Origin of the sequence: Jatrophihabitans sp. (assembly GCF_035474675.1) — a bacterium.
In the GTDB taxonomy this organism is placed as follows: domain Bacteria; phylum Actinomycetota; class Actinomycetes; order Mycobacteriales; family Jatrophihabitantaceae; genus Jatrophihabitans_A.
In genome coordinates, this window is sequence record NZ_DATINC010000086.1 from 1 (window position 1) to 18,305 (window position 18,305).

At 71.8% G+C, this 18,305-nt stretch carries 20 protein-coding genes and 1 pseudogene; 10 read left to right on the plus strand and 11 right to left on the minus strand.

Going from position 1 to position 18,305, the window contains the following annotated elements:
• On the plus strand, positions 1-192 hold a 192-nt coding region (locus VLJ82_RS10755; protein ID WP_408663345.1), incomplete at its 5' end, for a hypothetical protein.
• Positions 193-202: 10 nt separating this feature from the next.
• Here the strand turns inward: VLJ82_RS10755 and VLJ82_RS10760 are convergent.
• Together VLJ82_RS10760 and VLJ82_RS10765 are read right to left on the minus strand one after the other, a co-directional pair.
• Positions 203-736: a PH domain-containing protein gene (locus VLJ82_RS10760; protein ID WP_408663346.1), complete on the minus strand. Its 534-nt coding sequence runs from the start codon at positions 734-736 to the stop codon at positions 203-205.
• Between the two features lie 52 nt (positions 737-788).
• Positions 789-1,640: a biotin--[acetyl-CoA-carboxylase] ligase gene (locus VLJ82_RS10765; protein WP_408663347.1), complete on the minus strand. Its 852-nt coding sequence runs from the start codon at positions 1,638-1,640 to the stop codon at positions 789-791.
• Positions 1,641-1,752: 112 nt separating this feature from the next.
• Between VLJ82_RS10765 and VLJ82_RS10770 the strand changes: the two genes are divergently transcribed.
• Together VLJ82_RS10770 and VLJ82_RS10775 are read left to right on the plus strand one after the other, a co-directional pair.
• Positions 1,753-3,405, plus strand: coding sequence for an acyl-CoA carboxylase subunit beta (locus VLJ82_RS10770; protein ID WP_408663348.1), 1,653 nt, complete (start codon positions 1,753-1,755; stop codon positions 3,403-3,405).
• The gene (locus tag VLJ82_RS10775; protein ID WP_408663349.1) at positions 3,402-3,641 is read left to right on the plus strand and encodes an acyl-CoA carboxylase subunit epsilon; all 240 of its coding nucleotides are present in this window, start codon (positions 3,402-3,404) and stop codon (positions 3,639-3,641) included. Before VLJ82_RS10770 ends, VLJ82_RS10775 begins: the two co-directional genes overlap by 4 nt.
• Positions 3,642-3,670: 29 nt before the next feature.
• Here the strand turns inward: VLJ82_RS10775 and VLJ82_RS10780 are convergent, their stop codons facing one another.
• Positions 3,671-4,504, minus strand: a complete 834-nt coding sequence (locus VLJ82_RS10780; RefSeq protein WP_408663350.1) for an S-methyl-5'-thioadenosine phosphorylase — start codon at positions 4,502-4,504, stop codon at positions 3,671-3,673.
• A gap of 128 nt (positions 4,505-4,632) precedes the next feature.
• Between VLJ82_RS10780 and VLJ82_RS10785 the strand changes: the two genes are divergently transcribed.
• Positions 4,633-5,781, plus strand: a complete 1,149-nt coding sequence (locus VLJ82_RS10785) for an acyl-CoA dehydrogenase family protein (RefSeq protein ID WP_408663351.1) — start codon at positions 4,633-4,635, stop codon at positions 5,779-5,781.
• Positions 5,782-5,784: 3 nt separating this feature from the next.
• On the opposite strand, the gene VLJ82_RS10790 is transcribed toward VLJ82_RS10785, so the two are convergent.
• Positions 5,785-6,246, minus strand: coding sequence for a hypothetical protein (locus VLJ82_RS10790; protein WP_408663352.1), 462 nt, complete (start codon positions 6,244-6,246; stop codon positions 5,785-5,787).
• 291 nt (positions 6,247-6,537) lie between these two features.
• Here VLJ82_RS10790 and VLJ82_RS10795 point away from each other — a divergent pair, with 291 nt between their 5' ends.
• Entirely contained in the window at positions 6,538-7,170 is a 633-nt protein-coding gene (locus VLJ82_RS10795; RefSeq protein WP_408663353.1) for a Maf family protein, read from the plus strand.
• A gap of 46 nt (positions 7,171-7,216) precedes the next feature.
• Here VLJ82_RS10795 and VLJ82_RS10800 read toward each other — a convergent pair whose 3' ends face one another.
• The 3 genes from VLJ82_RS10800 to VLJ82_RS10810 form a co-directional block, all read right to left on the minus strand.
• Complete coding sequence (locus tag VLJ82_RS10800) at positions 7,217-7,639, minus strand: hypothetical protein (RefSeq protein ID WP_408663354.1); 423 nt, start codon at positions 7,637-7,639, stop codon at positions 7,217-7,219.
• 70 nt (positions 7,640-7,709) lie between these two features.
• A complete protein-coding gene (locus VLJ82_RS10805; RefSeq protein WP_408663355.1) occupies positions 7,710-9,233 on the minus strand; it encodes an acyl-CoA carboxylase subunit beta in 1,524 nt (507 codons plus the stop codon).
• Positions 9,234-9,387: 154 nt separating this feature from the next.
• Positions 9,388-10,551, minus strand: coding sequence for an acyl-CoA dehydrogenase family protein (locus tag VLJ82_RS10810; protein WP_408663356.1), 1,164 nt, complete (start codon positions 10,549-10,551; stop codon positions 9,388-9,390).
• A 102-nt stretch (positions 10,552-10,653) separates the two neighbouring features.
• Here VLJ82_RS10810 and VLJ82_RS10815 point away from each other — a divergent pair, with 102 nt between their 5' ends.
• The 4 genes from VLJ82_RS10815 to VLJ82_RS10830 all read left to right on the plus strand — a co-directional run bounded on the left by VLJ82_RS10815 (position 10,654) and on the right by VLJ82_RS10830 (position 15,385).
• Positions 10,654-11,052 carry a MerR family transcriptional regulator gene (locus tag VLJ82_RS10815; protein WP_408663357.1) on the plus strand — a complete coding sequence of 133 codons (399 nt, stop codon included), beginning with the start codon at positions 10,654-10,656 and terminating at the stop codon, positions 11,050-11,052.
• Between the two features lie 186 nt (positions 11,053-11,238).
• Entirely contained in the window at positions 11,239-12,495 is a 1,257-nt protein-coding gene (locus tag VLJ82_RS10820) for an ATP-binding protein (RefSeq protein WP_408663358.1), read from the plus strand.
• Positions 12,492-13,523 carry a tetratricopeptide repeat protein gene (locus VLJ82_RS10825; protein WP_408663359.1) on the plus strand — a complete coding sequence of 344 codons (1,032 nt, stop codon included), beginning with the start codon at positions 12,492-12,494 and terminating at the stop codon, positions 13,521-13,523. The genes VLJ82_RS10820 and VLJ82_RS10825 overlap by 4 nt, the downstream gene beginning before the upstream one ends.
• A 98-nt stretch (positions 13,524-13,621) precedes the next feature.
• A complete protein-coding gene (locus VLJ82_RS10830; RefSeq protein WP_408663360.1) occupies positions 13,622-15,385 on the plus strand; it encodes an acetyl/propionyl/methylcrotonyl-CoA carboxylase subunit alpha in 1,764 nt (587 codons plus the stop codon).
• A 110-nt stretch (positions 15,386-15,495) separates the two neighbouring features.
• On the opposite strand, the gene VLJ82_RS10835 is transcribed toward VLJ82_RS10830, so the two are convergent.
• Positions 15,496-16,056: a YceI family protein gene (locus VLJ82_RS10835; protein WP_408663361.1), complete on the minus strand. Its 561-nt coding sequence runs from the start codon at positions 16,054-16,056 to the stop codon at positions 15,496-15,498.
• A gap of 110 nt (positions 16,057-16,166) precedes the next feature.
• Positions 16,167-16,991 carry a thioesterase family protein gene (locus tag VLJ82_RS10840; protein ID WP_408663362.1) on the minus strand — a complete coding sequence of 275 codons (825 nt, stop codon included), beginning with the start codon at positions 16,989-16,991 and terminating at the stop codon, positions 16,167-16,169.
• Positions 16,992-17,035: 44 nt separating this feature from the next.
• Here VLJ82_RS10840 and VLJ82_RS10845 point away from each other — a divergent pair, with 44 nt between their 5' ends.
• The gene (locus VLJ82_RS10845; RefSeq protein WP_408663364.1) at positions 17,036-17,374 is read left to right on the plus strand and encodes a DUF5313 family protein; all 339 of its coding nucleotides are present in this window, start codon (positions 17,036-17,038) and stop codon (positions 17,372-17,374) included.
• A 9-nt stretch (positions 17,375-17,383) separates the two neighbouring features.
• Here the strand turns inward: VLJ82_RS10845 and VLJ82_RS10850 are convergent, their stop codons facing one another.
• Together VLJ82_RS10850 and VLJ82_RS10855 are read right to left on the minus strand one after the other, a co-directional pair.
• A complete protein-coding gene (locus VLJ82_RS10850) occupies positions 17,384-17,743 on the minus strand; it encodes a hypothetical protein (protein WP_408663363.1) in 360 nt (119 codons plus the stop codon).
• Between the two features lie 48 nt (positions 17,744-17,791).
• Positions 17,792-18,305, minus strand: a pseudogene (locus VLJ82_RS10855) (NAD(P)H-quinone dehydrogenase); the annotation flags it as partial.

Genomic DNA, 18,305 nt, shown 5'->3' on the forward strand with positions numbered 1-18,305 from the left:
CGCCAGCGCACCGCCGGAACCGGTCAGCGTGGCCAGCATCTGCCGGACGTGCGCCAGATGCTGACGACGCTGACCCGCGCCGGTTCCGCCGCCGGCGTGCTGGAGCCCGTGCCGGCCGCCGAGGTGCCGGCCGATGCTCGATCAGCCGGACCTGAGCCGGCCGCTGAGGTCAAGCCGGTCGGGACCGGCTAGCTGCCTGCGCTCAGGACTGGGGCAGCCGCGGGTACTCCCGCCGGCTGGTGTCGGCCTCGATCAGCCGGTTCAGGGCCTGCTGGACGTCATTGGCGCCGGGAATGTTGACCAGCGTCTCCTGCCCGTTCTCGCCGGCGGACTCGATGTGCAGGGTGCCCGACCGGAAGATCCGGTCCCACAGGCTCTGCTCGTAGGCCACGTCGCTGATCCGGCCGAGCGTGATGTCGCGCCCGACGTGGCTGAACACCCCGCGCCGGATCAGCACCCGGCGGGTGGTGATCACGTAGTGGGTGGACCGCCACCGGATCAGCGGTGCCAGCGTCAGCCAGACCAGCAGCACCAGGGCGATCACCAGGATGGCCAGCAGCAGGATGTGCCGGGCGTTGGCGTTGTCGTCGCCGCTGGGCAGGAAGGCGATAGCCACCCCGGACAGGGCGCAGATGAGCAGGAACGCCAGCACCGCCGGCACCAGGGTCAGCCAGTGCGGGTGCAGGTGCTCGACGATCTCCTCGTCCTCATTGAGCAGCTTCTCCGGGTACGCCATCGGAACTCCCGCATCAGGCCGACGTTATGTTGGGTCTACGTTAGCGGAGATCTCAGCGGACATGGGTGACATCTCCGGCGGCCACCGCAACCGGTGTGCCACCGCCGGTCGGGCGCACCAGCAGCCGGCCGCTGTCGTCGACGTCCACCGCGCGGCCGGTGAGGGTGTGGCCGGTGAGCTCGACCGACACCTCGACGCCCAGGGTCGCGCAGACCGCCCGGTAGCCACCGGCCAGCCCGCTGGCCCGGGCGTCGCCGCCGTGCGCCTGCCAGGCGGTGTAGAGGCCGTCGAACCGGCTCAAGAACCCGACCAGCAGCTCGCCGCGGTCGGACTCCCGGTGGCCCTCCAGCAGCAACGAGGTGGCCGTCTCCACCGGCAGTTCGGCCTGCTCGGTCGAGACGTTCAGGCCCACCCCGACGACCACCGCATCCGAGCCGGACTGTTCCGAGCCCGGCTGTCCCGAGCCGGGCTGCGCCGCTCCGGACTGGGCTGCTCCGGACTGCACCAAGACGCCGGCGACCTTCTTGCCGTCCGGGCCCAGCAGCACGTCGTTCGGCCACTTCAGCCGGGCCGCCGAGCCCAGCGTGCGCGCCAGCGCCAGGCCGGTCAGCAGCGGCAGCCAGCCCCAGGCCGGAACGGGCGGTACCGGCCGCAGCAGCACCGAGAAGGTGAGGCCGGCGCCGGCCGGTGACACCCAGCTGCGACCCAGCCGGCCCCGGCCACCGGACTGCAGTTCGGCCACCAGCACGGTGCCAGCCGGCGCGCCGGTCGCCGCCGCGGCGAGCAGGTCGGCGTTGGTCGAGCCGGTCTCGGCCACCGCATCCACCAGCCAGCGGCCGGCCAGCCGCGCGGTGACGGCGTCGGCGTCCAGCGGCCGTCTCGACTGCGCCAGCGGGGAGATCATGGGCCCATTGTCGCCTCGGACGCCCGGCGGCGGGCCGGAATCCCACCGCCCGCCCGCGAGGTCGATCACTCCGCCGGTGGCGGCGATGGGCGGCGGACTAGGCTCAGCGCTCATGAGTGCTGACCTGCAGCCGGCCCCGGCGGCACCGAACGGGGGCGAGGCAGAGCCGACTCCGGGACCGGTCCGCCCCGATCCGCACAGCACCGCCGGCAAGCTCGCCGAGCTGGAGGCCCGCTACGAGGAGGCGGTGCACGCCGGCTCCGAGCGGGCGGTGGCCAAGCAGCACGCCCGCGGCAAGAGGACCGCCCGGGAGCGGGTCGCCATGCTGCTGGACGAGGGCTCGTTCGTCGAGTTCGACGAGCTCGCCCGGCACCGCTCCACCCTGTTCGGCCTGGAGCGCAACCGGCCCTACGGCGACGGCGTGGTCACCGGCTACGGCACCGTCGACGGCCGCCCGGTGTGCGTGTTCAGCCAGGATGTCGCCGTCTTCGGCGGCGCGCTCGGCGAGGTCTACGGCGAGAAGATCGTCAAGGTGCAGGACTTCGCGCTCAAGACCGGCTGCCCGCTGATCGGCATCAACGAGGGGGGCGGCGCGCGCATCCAGGAGGGGGTGGTCTCGCTCGGCCTGTACGGCGACATCTTCTACCGCAACGTGCAGGCCTCCGGCGTCATCCCGCAGATCTCGCTGATCATGGGCGCCGCGGCCGGTGGCCACGTCTACTCCCCCGCGCTGACCGACTTCGTGGTGATGGTCGAGGGCACCTCGCAGATGTTCATCACCGGCCCGGACGTCATCAAGACCGTCACCGGCGAGGACGTCAGCATGGACGAGCTGGGCGGCGCCCGGGTGCACAACACCACCTCGGGCAACGCCCACTACCTCGGCGCCGACGAGCAGGACGCCATCGACTACGTCAAGGCGCTGCTGTCCTACCTGCCCAGCAACAACATGGACCTGCCGCCGGCCTTCTCCGAGCTGTCCGAGGCCGAGCTCGCCGAGCGCGACGAGTTCCTCGACACCTTCATCCCGGACTCGGCCAACCAGCCCTACGACATGCACACCGTCATCGAGCACCTCGTCGACGACGGGGAATTCCTCGAGGTGCACGCCCTGTTCGCGCCCAACGTGATCTGCGGCTTCGCCCGGATCGACGGCCACCCGGTCGGCGTGGTCGGCAACCAGCCGATGCACTACGCCGGCTGCCTGGACATCGACGCCTCGGAGAAGGCGGCCCGGTTCGTGCGGACCTGCGACGCCTTCAACGTGCCGGTGCTGACCCTGGTGGACGTGCCCGGCTTCCTGCCCGGCACCGGCCAGGAGTGGCAGGGCATCATCCGACGCGGCGCCAAGCTGATCTTCGCCTACGGCGAGGCCACCGTCCCGAAGGTCACCGTGATCACCCGCAAGGCCTTCGGCGGCGCGTACGACGTGATGGGTTCCAAGCACCTCGGCGCCGACGTCAACCTGGCCTGGCCGACCGCCCAGATCGCGGTGATGGGCGCACAGGGCGCGGCCAACATCCTCTACCGCAAGGAGCTGGCCGAGCTTGCCGACGACCTGCCGGCCCAGGAGGCCCGCCGCGCGGAACTGGTCGCCGAGTACGAGGACGCCCTGGTCAACCCCTACATCGCCGCCGAGCGGGGCTACGTCGACACGGTGATCCCGCCGTCGGAGACCCGGGCGCTGATCGTGAAGTCGCTGCGCATCCTCAAGACCAAGCGGCAGACGCTGCCGCCCAAGAAGCACGGCAACATGCCGCTATGACCACCGAACCCAACCCCCCGGCCGGTCCGTCCGAGCCGGCGCTGCGGATCACGTCCGGTCAGCCGACCGACGACGAGCTGGCCGCGGTGACCGTGCTGCTGCTGGCCATCGCGCGGTCCAGGGCCTCGGCGGCCGCGCCGGTTCAGCAGGCCGGCGGCTGGGCCGACCCGGCGCTCCGGCTGCGCCGGCCGCCACCACCCGGGCCGGGCGCCTGGCGCGCCTCCGCCTGGCACTGACCTCGCGCCGAAACCCGGCCGGCAGGACCTCAGGGCAGCTGGTAGGGCGGCGTGGTGTCGCCGAACACCTCGGCACAACCACAGCCGGCGCCCTGCCCGTCGGGCAGCTCGGCGAGGGTGGCGACCAGCAGCTCGCGCAGCTTCGGCAGGTTGGCCGCGAACGTCGCCAGCACCTCGGCATGGGTGACGCCGTGCCCGGCCTCCACGCCGGCGTCGTGGTCGGTGACCAGGCACAGCGAGGTGAAGCAGAGCGCCAGCTCCCGGGCCAGCGCGGCCTCCGGCATCGCCGTCATGCCGATGATGGTGGCGCCGCTGCGGCGGTAGTCCAGCGACTCGGCCCGGGTGGAGAAGCGCGGGCCGTTGATCACCACCAGGGTGCCGTCCTCGGTCAGCGGAATGCCGGCCGCGGCGGCCGCCCGCCGGGCGCTGGCCCGGCCGATCGGGCAGTACGGGTCGGAGAACGCCAGGTGGGCCACGCCGGACTCGCCGTCGGAGTAGGTGTGCGGCCGGCCCCAGGTGCGGTCCAGGATCTGGTCGGGCAGCACCAGCGCGCCCGGTCCGAGCTCGGGCAGCAGCGAGCCCACCGCCGAACCGGTCACCACCTGGCGGGCGCCGAGGGACCGCAGCGCCCACAGGTTGGCCCGGTAGGGCACCCGGTGCGGCGGAAACCGGTGGTCGGCGCCGTGCCGGGGCAGGAACGCCACCCACCGGCCGGCCAGCAGGCCGAGGGTGACCTCGCCGCTCGGCGCGCCGTACGGGGTGTCCACCCGGACCGTCTCGGCCTGGTCGAGCAGCGAGTAGAAGCCGGAACCGCCGATGACGCCGATCTCTGCTCGTGCCCGGTCCGGGGAGGGGGAAGCCATGGCGCACACGGTAGCGAGCAGGCAGATTTGGAGATGCATCAGTGCGGACTGTTTGGTACTAAGCCGCTCGCCGCGAGATAGTAGGACGACAGAACATCTGGGTTGGAGTCGTTGCCGAGGAGCCAGGTATGCAGAGCAGGCACTACAACGAGGATCACCTCGCCTTCGGCGACGCGGTGCGCACCTTCATCACCAAGGAGATGCAGCCGGACTTCCTGGCCTGGGAGGAAGCCGGCATCGCCCCGCGCGAGCTGTTCCGGGCCGCCGGCCACAACGGCTTCCTCGGCATGCAGATCCCCGAGCAGTACGGCGGCGGCGGGACCGAGGACTTCCGGTTCAACCAGGTCCTCGGCGAGGAACTGATGCTGGCCGGCGTCGGCGGCGCGGGCCTGGGCCTCACCCTGCACAACGACATCTGCCTGCCCTACTTCACCCGCTACTGCACCGACGAGCAGAAGCAGCGCTGGCTGCCCGGCATCGCCTCCGGGGAGCTGATCACCGCGGTGGCGATGACCGAGCCGGGCGCCGGCTCAGACCTGGCCGGCATCCGCACCTCGGCGGTGGCCGACGGCTCCGACCTGGTGGTCAACGGCTCCAAGACCTTCATCACCAACGGCATCAACGCCGACCTGGTGATCACCGCGGTCCGCACCGGGCCGGACCGGCACAAGGGCCTGAGCCTGGTGGTCCTGGAGCGTGGCATGCCCGGCTTCGAGCGGGGCCGCAACCTCGACAAGCTGGGCCTGCACTCCCAGGACACCGCCGAGCTGAGCTTCACCGACGTCCGGGTGCCCGAGGAGAACATCCTCGGCGGGGTCGGCACCGGCTTCTACAGCCTGGTCGCCAACCTGCCGCAAGAGCGGCTGTCGATCGCCATCTCCGGGGTGGCCGCGGCCCGCGCCGCCCTGAACTGGACGATCAGCTACGTCCGCGAGCGCAAGGCCTTCGGCCAGTCGATCGGCTCGCTGCAGAACACCCGGTTCGTGCTGGCCGAGATCGCCACCGAGGTCGACGTGGCGCAGGCCTACATCGACCGGTGCGTCGACGCCCTGACGATCGGCGACCTGACCCCCGAGGATGCCGCCAAGGCCAAGTGGTGGGCCACCGAGCTGCAGGGCCGGGTGGTCGACCGCTGCCTGCAGCTGCACGGCGGCTACGGCTACATGCAGGAGTACCCGATCGCCCGCGCCTACGCCGACGCCCGGGTCACCCGCATCTACGGCGGCGCCACCGAGGTCATGAAGGACCTGATCGGCAAGTCCCTCAAGCTCGGCTGACGCTCAGCCCGGCTGGTTGTACCCGGCCGGGATGCGGACGGTACGGCTGGTCTTCGCCAGCACCGGCATGCCGTCGACCTGCCGGTAGACGGTGATCGTGGCCTGCGCGGTGCCCGGGTGCAGGCCGTTGCCGTAGAAGGCCATGCCCACCTTCGGGCGAGTGTTGGTCGCGGTGCAGGTCAGTTCCCCGGCACCCAGAGCGGTGGTGGCCCACGGGTAGCTGACGCCGTTCTGTACCAGGGTGACGTCCACCAGGTAGTCGCCGGCCGGGCAGTTGCGCAGCTGGCCGCTCACGTTCACGGTGTCGAACAGCGGGCCGTCGCCGAACGGGCTCGGGTCGTACTGGTAGATCGCGCTGGTATTGCGCTCGATCTGCAGCTGGGCAGCCGGTGCGGCGTCGGCAGCGGGAGCCAACATCACCGTCGCCGCGCAGGCGGCGAGTGAGCTCGACAGAAGTGCGCGCATGAGAATCCGTCCTAGGCCTTGGCAAAGGTGGAGCCGAGCGCGACTGGGTACCGTCCCGGACCGGCTTACAGCGAATTTATACACCCTTGCCGGCGACCGCAATCTTAGTTCTTTACCTTATTTTAATTGGGAACTCCCACTTATCTACGGTGAGTGAGTAACCGTTCACGCTACGCATCCGTTTGCGCTGACCCGGGGCGGGCGGGAGCCGCCACGTGCCGGGACGGCCCGCCGTTCAGGGCAGTGGGTTAGCCTCGGCGCGGGGTGCACCGCGGCAGGTGCCAGGGCCAGATGCGGAGCACACGAATGCGGTTCCTGCTCGCCTCGGCGTCCTCCGGCCGGCTGCGGACGCTGCGCCAGGCCGGCGTGGAGCCCGAGGTCGAGGTGTCCGGGGTGGACGAGGACGCCGTCACCGCGGCCACCCCCGCCGAGCTGGTGCAGGTGCTGGCGCACGCCAAGGCGGCCAGCGTGGCCGGCCGGCAGCGCGGGACGGTGCTGGTGCTGGGCTGCGACTCGATGCTCGAGCTCGACGGCGCCGCGCTCGGCAAGCCGGCCTCGGTCGAGGAGGCGGTGCGGCGCTGGCAGCGGCTGCGCGGCCGTACCGCGGTGCTGCACACCGGCCACACCCTGATCGAAGTGGTGGACTCCGCGCCGGCCCGGGCGCTGGACCGGGTGGCCAGCACCGAGGTGCGCTTCGCCGAGCCGTCCGACGCCGAGATCGCCGCCTACGTCGGCACCGGCGAGCCGTTGCGGGCGGCCGGCGCCTTCACCATCGACGGCCTGGGCGGCTGGTTCGTCGAGGCGGTGACCGGCGACCACCACACCGTGGTGGGACTGTCCCTGCCGCTGCTGCGCCGGATGCTGCTGGAGCTCGGCCATGCCGTCACCGACCTGCCGGCCCGGTCGGGTGAGCTCGCCAGCTGATGGCGGTGAACCAGCTGGTAGCAGTGAACTAGCTGATGGCGGTGAACTAGCTGATGGCGGTGAACAGGACCAGCAGCACCGTCGCCACCGCGAAGGAGCCGTGCGCCAGCACCGCGGGCGGCGGGAAATGGTCCTCGGCCGCGTGCCGCGGCACGAAGGCATGCCGGCCCCGCGGTAGCCCGTGCCCGGCACGGATCCACAGGCCGAACATGGTGAAGCCGAGCGTGGCGACCAGCACCAGGACGGTAACCGCGACCCAGGCCAGTGAGCCGCCGCCGGCCGCCATGAACGCGATCCACACGGCCAGCCCGGTCGCCGCCAGGCCGGCGTGGCCGAGGATCAGGTAGGGCGAGAACCGGGACTGCTGCGGCTCGTTGCGGCGCAGGCCGCCGTTCACCAGCCAGGTGCGGAGCAGGTATGCCCCCACCAGAGCGGCGAGCAGCCAGGTCACGAGCGCGGCGACCGTCACTGATCCATCAAGTCAGAATGATCACGCCACGTCAAGCAGCGGACTTCGTCATGACAACCGGTCAGCGTGTCTACACAGGTGGCACGCCGTGCCGCTTGTCGGCCAGCGGACGGGCCTTGCCGGCCAGGGCGGCGAACCGCTGGGCGAGCTCGGCACGCAGCTCGGACGGGCTGATGATCGCGTCGATCACCAGGTCGGCGGCCAGCCGCAGCAGGTCGACGTCCTCCTCGTACTCGGCCCGCTTGGCCTTGACGAACGCCGCCCGCTCCTCGGGGTCGGCGATCTCGGCGATCTTGTTGGCGTAGACCGCGTTCACCGCCGCCTCCGGGCCCATCACCGCGACCCGGGCGGTGGGCAGCGCGATGCAGGCGTCCGGCATAAAGCCGGGCCCGTCCATCGCGTACAGGCCGGCGCCGTAGGCCTTGCGCACCAGCACCGACAGCTGCGGCACGTTGGCCTCAGACACCGCGGTGATCATCTTGGCGCCGTGCCGGATGATGCCCTGTCGCTCCACCTCGGAGCCGATCATGAAGCCGGGCACGTCGGCGAGGTAGAGCAGGCTGACGTTGAACGCGTCGCACAGCCAGATGAACCGGGCGGCCTTGTCGGCCGAGTCGCCGAACAGCACCCCGCCGCGGACCGCGGAGTTGTTGGCGACCACCCCCACCGGCCGGCCGTCGATCCGGGCGAACCCGGTGATCAGCTCGGCGGCGAACTCGGGCTTGACCTCGAAGAACGAGTCGGCGTCGATCAGGCCGTCGATCACGGTGTGCATGTCGAAGGGCATCGACTCGGCGACCGGGACCACGTCGTCGGCCAGTTCCTCGACCGGCGGCTCGGCGGCGTAGTGCGGGGCCGGCAGCCGCCAGTTGAGCGGCAGGTAGGAGAAGAACAGCTTGGCCTGCTCGATGGCGTCGGCGTCGTCGGTGGCCAGGTTGTCGCCGCACCCGGAGACGGTGGCATGCATCCGGGCGCCGCCCATCTCCTGCAGGCTGACCTTCTCCCCCACCACCATCTCGGCCATCCGGGGTGAGCCGAGGTACATCGAGGCGTTGGCCTCGACCATGATCACGATGTCGCAGAACGCCGGGATGTAGGCGCCGCCGGCCGCGGACGGGCCGAACAGGCAGCAGATCTGGGGCACCTTGCCCGACAGCGCCACCTGGTTGTGGAAGATCCGTCCCGCGCCGCGCCGGCCCGGGAACAGCGCCACCTGGTCGGTGATCCGGGCCCCGGCCGAGTCGATCAGCCAGAAGATCGGCAGCTCCTCGACCATCGCACGCTCGGTGACCCGGATGATCTTCTCCACCGTCCGGGCGCCCCAGGAGCCGGCCTTGACGGTCGGGTCGTTGGCCACCACCAGCGCCGGCCGGCCCTCGACCAGCCCCTGGCCGGTGACCACGCCGTCGGCCGGCAGCCCGGGCGCGCCGGCGTTGGCCAGCTGGCCGTCCTCGACGAAGCTGCCCTCGTCGAACAGCAGCGCGATGCGGTCCCGGACGTAGAGCTTGCCGGCCGCGGCCAGCTTCTCCGCCGCCTTGGCCGGCGGGGCCAGCGTCGCCGCCCGGGCCGCGGCCACCTTCTCGGCATCGCTCACGATTCAGTCCCGCTCACTGCTCGGCCCGTCATCAGCACCCATCCTGGCAACCGTCATGAAATTCAGCTGTCATGGCGATCGATCCTTATGACAGTCGATCGCGAACGTCTCGACCGGCAGACCCTATTCGACCGGCAGGCCTCGACCGCAGACCCTATTCGACCGGCAGGCCGAGGGCGCGGGCGATGACCAGCCGCTGCACCTCGGAGGTGCCCTCGCCGATCTCCAGGATCTTGGCGTCCCGGTAGAACCGAGCCACCGGGTACTCCTCCATGAAGCCGTACCCGCCGAACACCTGGGTGGCCGTCCGGGTGGCCGACACCGCCGCCTCGCTGGAGTACAGCTTGGCGATCGCGGCCGCGTGCTTGACCTCGGCGGCCGAGCGGCCGGCGTCCTTGAGCCAGGCGGCCTTGTAGGTCAGCGTCCGGGCGGCCTCCACCGCCACCGCCAGGTCGCTGATCGCGAAGGCGATCGCCTGCCGCGAGCCGATCGGCTTGCCGAAGCTGTGCCGCTCCTTGGCGTAGCGCAGCGACTCGTCCAGGCAGGCCTGGGCGAGCCCGACCGCCAGTGCCGAGATGGCGATCCGGCCGTCGTCGAGGATGGCCAGGAACTGCTTGAAGCCGGCGCCGCGCTGCCCCACCAGGTTGGTCTCGGGCACCCGGCAGTCGTCGAAGACCAGGCCGTGGGTGTCGGAGATCCGCCAGCCGAGCTTGTCGTAGGCCGGCTGCACCTCGAAGCCCGGCGTGCCGCTCGGGATCAGGATCGCCGAGATCTCGGGCTTGCCGTTGGCGGTGCCGGTCCGGGCGGTCACGGTCACCACCGAGGTGATCGACGAGCCGGAGTTGGTGATGAAGGCCTTGGAACCGTTGACCACCCACTCGCCGTCCACGAGCTCGGCCCGGGTCCGGGTGGCGCCGGCGTCCGAGCCCGCCTCCGGCTCGGTCAGGCCGAAGCCGGCTAGGGCGCGGCCGGCGACCAGGTCGGGCAGCCACTGCTGCTTCTGCTCCTCGGTGCCGAAGCTGAGGATCGGGTTGATGCCCAGGCCCACCCCGGCCGACAGGGTGATCCCGATGGACTGGTCCACCCGGCCGAGCTCCTCGATCGCCACGCACAGCGAGGTGAAGTCGGCACCGGCGCCGCCGTACTCCTCGGGCACCACCAGGCCGAACAGGCCCAGCTCGCCCATCTTGGGGATCAGCTCGACCGGGAAGTAGTGCTCGCGGTCCCACTTCGCCACGTGCGGGGCAACCTCGGACTCGGCGAAGTCCCGCACTACCTTGCGGAACACCTCGTGGTCGGCTGACAGCTCGAAGGACATGGCGACTCCCCGGACGCTGGGCGGGCCCTGCGGCAGCGGGTCACGCCGGCCGGTTCGGAACCCTGAGTTGACGTTTACGTTAACGTTAAGCACTATAGCCGCATGACCACGGCAACGGAAGCCAGCCGGACCTGGACGGTGGGTGAGCTGGCCGACGAGCTGGGCATCACCACCCGGACGCTGCGCTTCTACGAGGCCGAAGGGCTGATCGCGCCGGCCCGGGCCGGCTCGGCGCGGGTCTACGACCACCGCGACCGGACCCGGATGCGTCTCATCCTGCGCGGCAAGCGGTTCGGCATGTCGTTGTCGGAGATCCGCGAGATCGTCGGCATGTACGACGGGGCGGCCAGTTCCGAGCGCCGCCAGCTGGAGATCCTGCTGGGCCGGCTCGGCGAGATCGCCGAGGACCTGCGCGCCCGCCAGCGCGACCTGGCCCGGACGCTGCACGAGGTGGACGAGGTCGCCGACCGCTGCCGGGACCGGCTGGCCGAACTGCCGTGACCCTGGCCGAGGCTGCGCCCCGCACCACCGTCCTCGGCGCCGCACTCGACTGACGGAGCAGTCCCGCCCGGCTCATGCCGGCCGCCGGACTGCCGATTCGACCTCTGCCACGCCGAGGCGATCCAGGGCGATCGCGTCGACCGAACCGGGCTCGATTGCCGAATGAGCAGAAATGGTCTTGACCACATGAGCCAACCGCTGATCGACTCGCTGCGGCGGGCGCTGGCAGCCAACCCGGACGACCTGCCGCTGCGGCTGCATCTGGCCGAACTGCTGCTGGAGGCCGGCGACCGGTCGGGCGCGGTCTCCGAGCTCGCCACGGTGCTGGCCGGTGAGCCCGGCAACCCGACCGCGCTGAAGCTGATGGGCCGCGCGCTGGCCGTCGATGCCCGACAGTCCGAACCCGCGGCGGCCGGCGGCGATGTCGCGCCGGAGCAGCCGGCCGAGGGCACTGCCGCAGCACCTGCCGCTCTGCTGAACTTCGACTGGACTGCCGCCGAGGAGCAGCTGGGCGTGGACGTGCCCCCGATGTTCGTCGGGTCCGCCGAGGCGGCCGGTGAGCCGGCATTCGACCTGGAGCGGCCTCGACTCCAGCTGGCCGATGTGGGAGGAATGGCCCAGGCCAAGCAGCGCCTGCAGGCCAGCTTCCTGGCGCCGCTGCGCAATCCCGAGCTGCGCCGGATGTACTCCAAGAGCCTGCGCGGCGGGCTGCTGATGTACGGGCCGCCCGGCTGTGGCAAGACCTATCTGGCCCGGGCGCTGGCCGGCGAGCTGCAGGCCGGCTTCCTCAGCGTGCAGATCACCGACATCCTCGACCCCCTGCTCGGCACCAGCGAGCGCAACGTGCACGAGCTGTTCCAGGCCGCCCGCCGGGCCGCGCCGTGCGTGCTGTTCTTCGACGAGGTGGACGCGCTCGGTCAGCGCCGGTCGCAGACCCGCAACAGTGCCCTGCGCGGCACCGTCAACCAGCTGCTGACCGAGCTCGACGGGGTCGAGCAGGACAACGACGGCGTGTTCGTGCTGGCCGCCACCAACCAGCCGTGGGACGTCGACCCGGCGCTGCGCCGGCCCGGGCGGTTCGACCGGACTGTGCTGGTGCTGCCGCCCGACCAGCCGGCCCGCGAGGCGATCCTGCGCCACCACCTGCAGCACCGGCCGATCGCCGGCATCGACACCGGCCGGCTGGCCAAGCGCACCGAGGGCTTCTCCGGCGCCGATCTCGCCTACGTCACCGAGCTCGCCGCCGAGAACGCGCTGCTGGCCAGCGTCGCCGACGGTGAACCGCGCCCGATCGGGATGGCCGACCTGGAGGCGGCGGTGGCCGGTGTCCGTCCGTCCATCGGGCCGTGGCTGGAAACCGCTCGCAACCTGGTCAGCTTCGGTGAGGACGACGGCACCTACGGCGAGCTGCGCAGCTACCTGAAGAAGGCCGGCCGGCTGTGACCGACCGCAGCCCGGTTCGGCAGGCCGAGGCGCTGGTCACAGCCAGCCCGGCTGCTGCGATGCGGGTGCTGGCGTCCTACCTCACCAGCGAGCCGGACGACTGGCAGGCGCTGTGCCTGGCCGCCCAGGCCCAGCTCGGGCTTTCCGAGCCGGCCCGCGCGCTGGGTTACGCCCAGCGGGCCAGCCAGCTCAACCCGCACTCCGAGTGGCCGGTGCGGCTGCAGGCGATCGCGCACCGCGACCTCGGCCACGGCTTCGCCGCCCAGCAACTGTCCCGGCACAGCGTGCTGATCAACCCGGGCAGCTGGCACACCCACCTGCTGGTGGCCGACACCGACCTGGCCGCCGGCGCGGTGACCAAGCACTCGATGGCGGCCGCGGAGAAGGCCCGGGAGCTGGCGCCGAACGAGCCGGACACCCACATCGTCGTCGGCCAGGTGGCGCTGGCTCGCGGCCGGCGCAAGCGGGCGACCACGTCACTGCACCAGGCGCTGCGGCTCGACCCGGAGAACGCGGCCGCCCGGCACGAACTGGCCCGGGTCCGGCTGCACCAGGGACGGATCGGTGCGGCCCTGGACGGCTTCCGCGCCGCCGGCCGGCTGGATCCGACGCTGCGCACGGTCCGGGCGAACCTGCACGCCGTGCTGGCCCGGGCACTCCAACTGCTGCACTACCTGGTGATGTTGGGCTGTTTCTTCAGCATGCTGGTGCCGCTGGTGGTCGCCGGGCTGCAAGTGGTCGCCGTGCTCGGCGTGTTCGGCTGGGCGATCAAGCGGGGCGGCCGGCCGCTGCTGCGGGTGATCGCGGAGGTGCCGCGCACCGACGAGCTGCTGCTCGTCTGGTTCGCGATGGAGCTGACGGCCGCCGCCCTGCTGGTGGTGCGCGGCGTCCTCACCGTCGATCAGCCGGTCGGCGGGGAGGCTGGCATCTCCTTGGTGGGGTACGCGTTCGTGCTGCTGCTCGGCAGCGGGCTGGTCAGCTCGCTTCGCAGCGCCCAGGGATCGCGATTCGACCGCACCGGCCGGTGAGCAACCACTCCCCCGACCCCGGCCGGCCGGTCGGTAACCTTCGGGCCAAGGGTGCGTCGGACCCGTTCCGGGCGGCCGACCCGAGACTGGAGGCTGGAATGCGACGAGTTCTCATCGCCAACCGGGGCGAGATCGCCGTCCGGGTGATCCGGGCCGCCCGGGACGCGGGCCTGGCCTCGGTCGCGGTCTACGCCGACCCGGACCGCGACGCCCTGCACGTCCGGATGGCGGACGAGGCCTACGCGCTCGGCGGCAGCACCCCGGCCGACTCCTACCTGGTGATCGACAAGGTGGTGGCGGCGGCCGTGCAGTCCGGCGCCGACGCGGTGCACCCCGGGTACGGGTTTCTGTCCGAGAACGCCGACTTCGCCCAGGCGGTGCTGGATGCCGGCCTGACCTGGATCGGGCCGTCCCCGCAGGCGATCCGCGACCTCGGGGACAAGGTGACCGCCCGGCACATCGCGCTGCGGGCCGGCGCGCCGCTGGTGCCCGGCACCAAAGACCCGGTTTCCGGCGCGGACGAGGTGGTGGCCTTCGCCGCCGAGCACGGCCTGCCGGTGGCCATCAAGGCGGCCTTCGGCGGCGGCGGCCGGGGCCTGAAGATCGCCCGCACCGCCGAGGAGATCCCCGAGCTGTACGCCAGCGCGGTCCGCGAGGCGGTCAGCGCGTTCGGGCGGGGCGAGTGCTTCGTGGAGCGCTACCTGGACCGGTCCCGGCACGTCGAGGCGCAGGTGCTGGCCGACACCCACGGCAACGTGATCGTGGTCGGCACCCGCGACTGCTCGCTGCAGCGGCGCAACCAGAAGCTGGTGGAAGAGGCCCCGGCGCCGTTCCTGACCGACGAGCAGCGCGAGCGCATCCACTCCTCGGCCAAGGCGATCTGCCGGGAGGCCGGCTATACCGGCGCCGGCACCGTGGAGTACCTGGTCGGCAACGACGGGGTGATCAGCTTCCTCGAGGTCAACACCCGGCTGCAGGTCGAGCACCCGGTCTCGGAGGAGACCACTGGCCTGGACCTGGTCCGCGAGCAGTTCCGGATCGCCGACGGCGAGGCGCTGCGCTGGACCGAGGACCCGACCCCGCGCGGGCACGCCATCGAGTTCCGGATCAACGGCGAGGACCCCGGACGCAACTTCCTGCCGGCACCCGGCGTGGTGACCGACTACCGGGAGCCGGCCGGTCCGGGGGTCCGGGTGGACTCCGGCATCGAGGCGAACTCGGTGATCGGCGGCGCGTTCGACTCGCTGCTGGCCAAGCTGATCGTCTGGGGCGAGAGCCGGGACGAGGCGCTGGCCCGGGCCCGCCGCGCCCTGGACGAGTACGTGGTGGACGGCATGGCCACCGCGCTGCCGTTCCACCGCGCGGTGGTGCGCGACCCGTCTTTCGCGCCGGCCGACGGCGCGCCGTTCACGGTGTTCACCCGGTGGATCGAGACCGAGTTCGACAACCGGATCCCGGCGTTCACCGGTGCGGCCGAGGCTTCGGCGGAACCGGCCGAGCGGGACCGGGTGGTGGTCGAGGTGAACGGCAAGCGGCTGGAGGTGAGCCTGCCGGCCGGCTTCGGCGCCGCGTCCGGCGGATCGACCGGCGCGGTCAAGAAGGCGCCCAAGCGCTCGACGGCCAAGCGGGCGGGCGCCGCGGCGTCCGGCGATGCCCTGACCGCACCCATGCAGGGCACCATCGTCAAGGTGGCGGTCAGCGAGGGCGACACGGTGGCGGCCGGCGACCTGGTGGTGGTGCTGGAGGCCATGAAGATGGAGCAGCCGATCAACGCCCACAAGGCCGGCATCGTCACGGGGCTCTCGGCCGAGGCCGGCGCGGTGGTGGCCTCCGGCGCGGTGGTCTGCGAGATCAAGGACTAGAAACGGCTCCGGCGAGCCGGCCCCGTGGATTTCCAGGGGCGGCTCGCCGGAGGGAACGGGCGCCGGGGGTGGTCAGTCCCCGGCGCCCGTCGGCGTGTCAGGAGGCGCTTTCAGGAAGCGTCGAGCACGGCCTCGATCTCGAGGGTGATGGTGATCTTGTCGCCGACCACCACGCCGCCGCCGTCCATCGGCATGTCGATGTCGACGCCGAACTCCTTGCGGCTGATCTCGGTGGTGGCGGTGAAGCCGGCGCGGGTGCCGCCGAAGGCGTCCGGGCCGAAGCCGTTCAGCTCCAGCTTCAGCGGGATGTTCTTGGTGTTGCCCTTGACGGTCAGGTCGCCGCGGACCAGGAAGTCCTCACCGGCCGGCTCGATCGAGGTCGAGCTGAAGGTGATGGTCGGGTACTTCTCCACCTCGAAGAAATCGGCCGACTTGATGTGCGCGTCCCGCTGCGCCTGGTTGGTGTCGATCGAGGTGGCGTCGATCTCGGCGGTGACGGTCGAGGCGAGCGGGTCGATGCCGGTGACGATGCTGCCGGAGAACGAGCCGAACCGGCCCTTCACCTTGCTGACCATCATGTGCCGGACCGAGAACGAGACGTCGGAGTGGGCGGGGTCGATCGTCCAGGTGCCGGTCAGGTAGCCGGGGATCGTGGTGGCGGCGAGCGTCATGGGAAGCCTCCTAGGTTGTTTAGCGCTCAACTATTGTTCGTTCCAACCCGGCGTGAGCAGGCGGCATTCCCCAGGAATTATGAGCTGGGTCACATGCAGTGGAGACCCCGTCAGTCGCGGCGGCTGCGGACCAGCAGGGTCTGCATGCCGGCCCCGAGCAGGCCGGAGCGATCGGACAGGGTCGAGCGAGCCAGCCCGACCCCGGCCCCGAGCGCGCTGGTGGCCTGCATCAGCACCCAGTCCTCGGCGCTCCGGCGTACCAGGTGGATGTCCAGGTCGACGTTGGCGAACGACCAGGCGTCCCAGTCGAGCAGCGAGGAGATCCCGCTGGCTGAGTCGGCGATCAGCGCCAGCCGCTGCAGGGTGGACACCGGCTCGTCCGGCAGCAGCGGCACCCGGGGCCGCACCCAGACGCTGGCCGGGCCGGGCTGGCGGGCCCGGCCGGAGACCACCCGCCACTCCAGGTGGTCGGCGTAGGGAAAGCCGTCCATGCCGAAGTCGGGACACTCGGACGGGTCCGGCACCTGCGGCCCGGCCGGCGCCGGTACGCCGGGCAGCCGGCCGGCCTGCTCGGCCATCAGCCAGATCCGGGCCTGCAGGCAGGGCCGGCCGTCGGCCGCCAGTTCCGCGGAGACCAGCACGGCGGTGCGGGCCAGCCGCAGCACCCGCGCCGACACCGCGAGCGGAGCCACCGGGACGGGGGCGAGGAACTCGGCCGCGATCCGGACCGCCACCAGGTCGGTGCGGCCGGCGGCGGCCCCGGCCAGCTGCTCGGCCAGCCGGATCAGCAGCGCGCTGGGCGGGCCGCCGTGCTGCAGGTCCGGCGACCAGGGACCGCCGCAGGCGGCGGCGCTGTGCACCGTGCCGGTGAGCTCGGCAGCTGCCGCGTCCCCGCCGACTTCGGTGTGCAGGCCGGCGAAGAAGGCGGTGTCCACCCAGGCAACGATAGTGGGCCGGGTAGCGGCAGACTGGACCGGTGATGGCGCCTGACGAGCAGCCTGTCGATCACCCCGGGGTGCTGCGGTGGCTGGGGTACGCGCTGGGCGGCCGGCTGCCGGAGCGCTACTCCGACTGGGTGTTCGCCGACCTGACCGGGCCGGACTGGCGGCTGCGCGAGGCGGGCCGGATCATGCTGTTCGCCGTCGTCCCGATCACCGTGCTGCTGCTGCTGCCGGGCCGGCTGGAGATCCGCATCTACGCGGCACTCTTCGTGGTGGTGGGGCCGCTGTTCGTGGGGCTGGCCTACGGCGAGGAGCTGCGCGACCGGCGGCTGCGCCAGCACGGCATGCTGCCGCCGCAGGGGCCGGACCCGGACTGACTCGGGTTGTCAGTCCTCCGGGTCGGGCTGGCGGCGGGCGGCGATCCGGTTGATCATCTCGATGCGCTTGGAGGCCAGCGCGACCATCTCGGTGGTCCGCACCCCGACGTGCTCGGCGTCGGTGCCTTCGGAGAACACCATCGCCCAGCCGTTCTCGCCCTCCAGCGCCGGCACCCGCTCCACCAGCTCGGTGCGCGCGACGTGGTGCACGCCGTCGAAGGCGTAGTCCTCGGTCACCACCGCCACCACCACGTGGTCGTCGGGCAGCAGCGCCACGTGCGCCACGATCGCGTCGGAGTTCTCGGCGAACACCGACGCCGCCCGGATCGTCCGGCGCGACCGCTCGACCTGCTCCGGTGAGATGTCCATCGTCGTCTTCCTGTCTGTCCTGGGGTGAGTCGGAGGCGTCAGGCAGCGTCAATCGAGGTCGTCGTGGTGCATCAGCTGCCGGGCGGCCTCGGTGACCGAACCCGAGATCGACGGGTAGATGGTGAAGGTGGCGGCCAGCGCGTTGACGGTCAGCCCAAGCTGGACCGCGATGGCGATCGAGTGGATCAGCTCCGAGGCCTGCGCCGCCACCACCGCACCGCCGATCACCACGCCGGACGCCGGCCGGCAGTAGATCTTGACGAACCCGTCGGTGGCGCCCTGCATCTTGGCCCGGGCGTTGCCGGACAGCGGCAGCGTGATGGTGCGGGCCGGCACCGCCCCGGAGGTGACCGCCGCGTGGCCGATGCCGACGGTGGCGATCTCGGGGTGGGTGAAGACGTTGGCGGCCACGGTCTTCAGGCGCAACGGCTGCACCGCCTCGCCCAGGGCGTGCCACATCGCCACCCGGCCCTGCATGGCGGCCACCGAGGCCAGCAGCAGCACCCCGGTGCAGTCGCCGGCGGCGTAGATGCCGGGCACCTGGGTGCGCGAGACCCGGTCC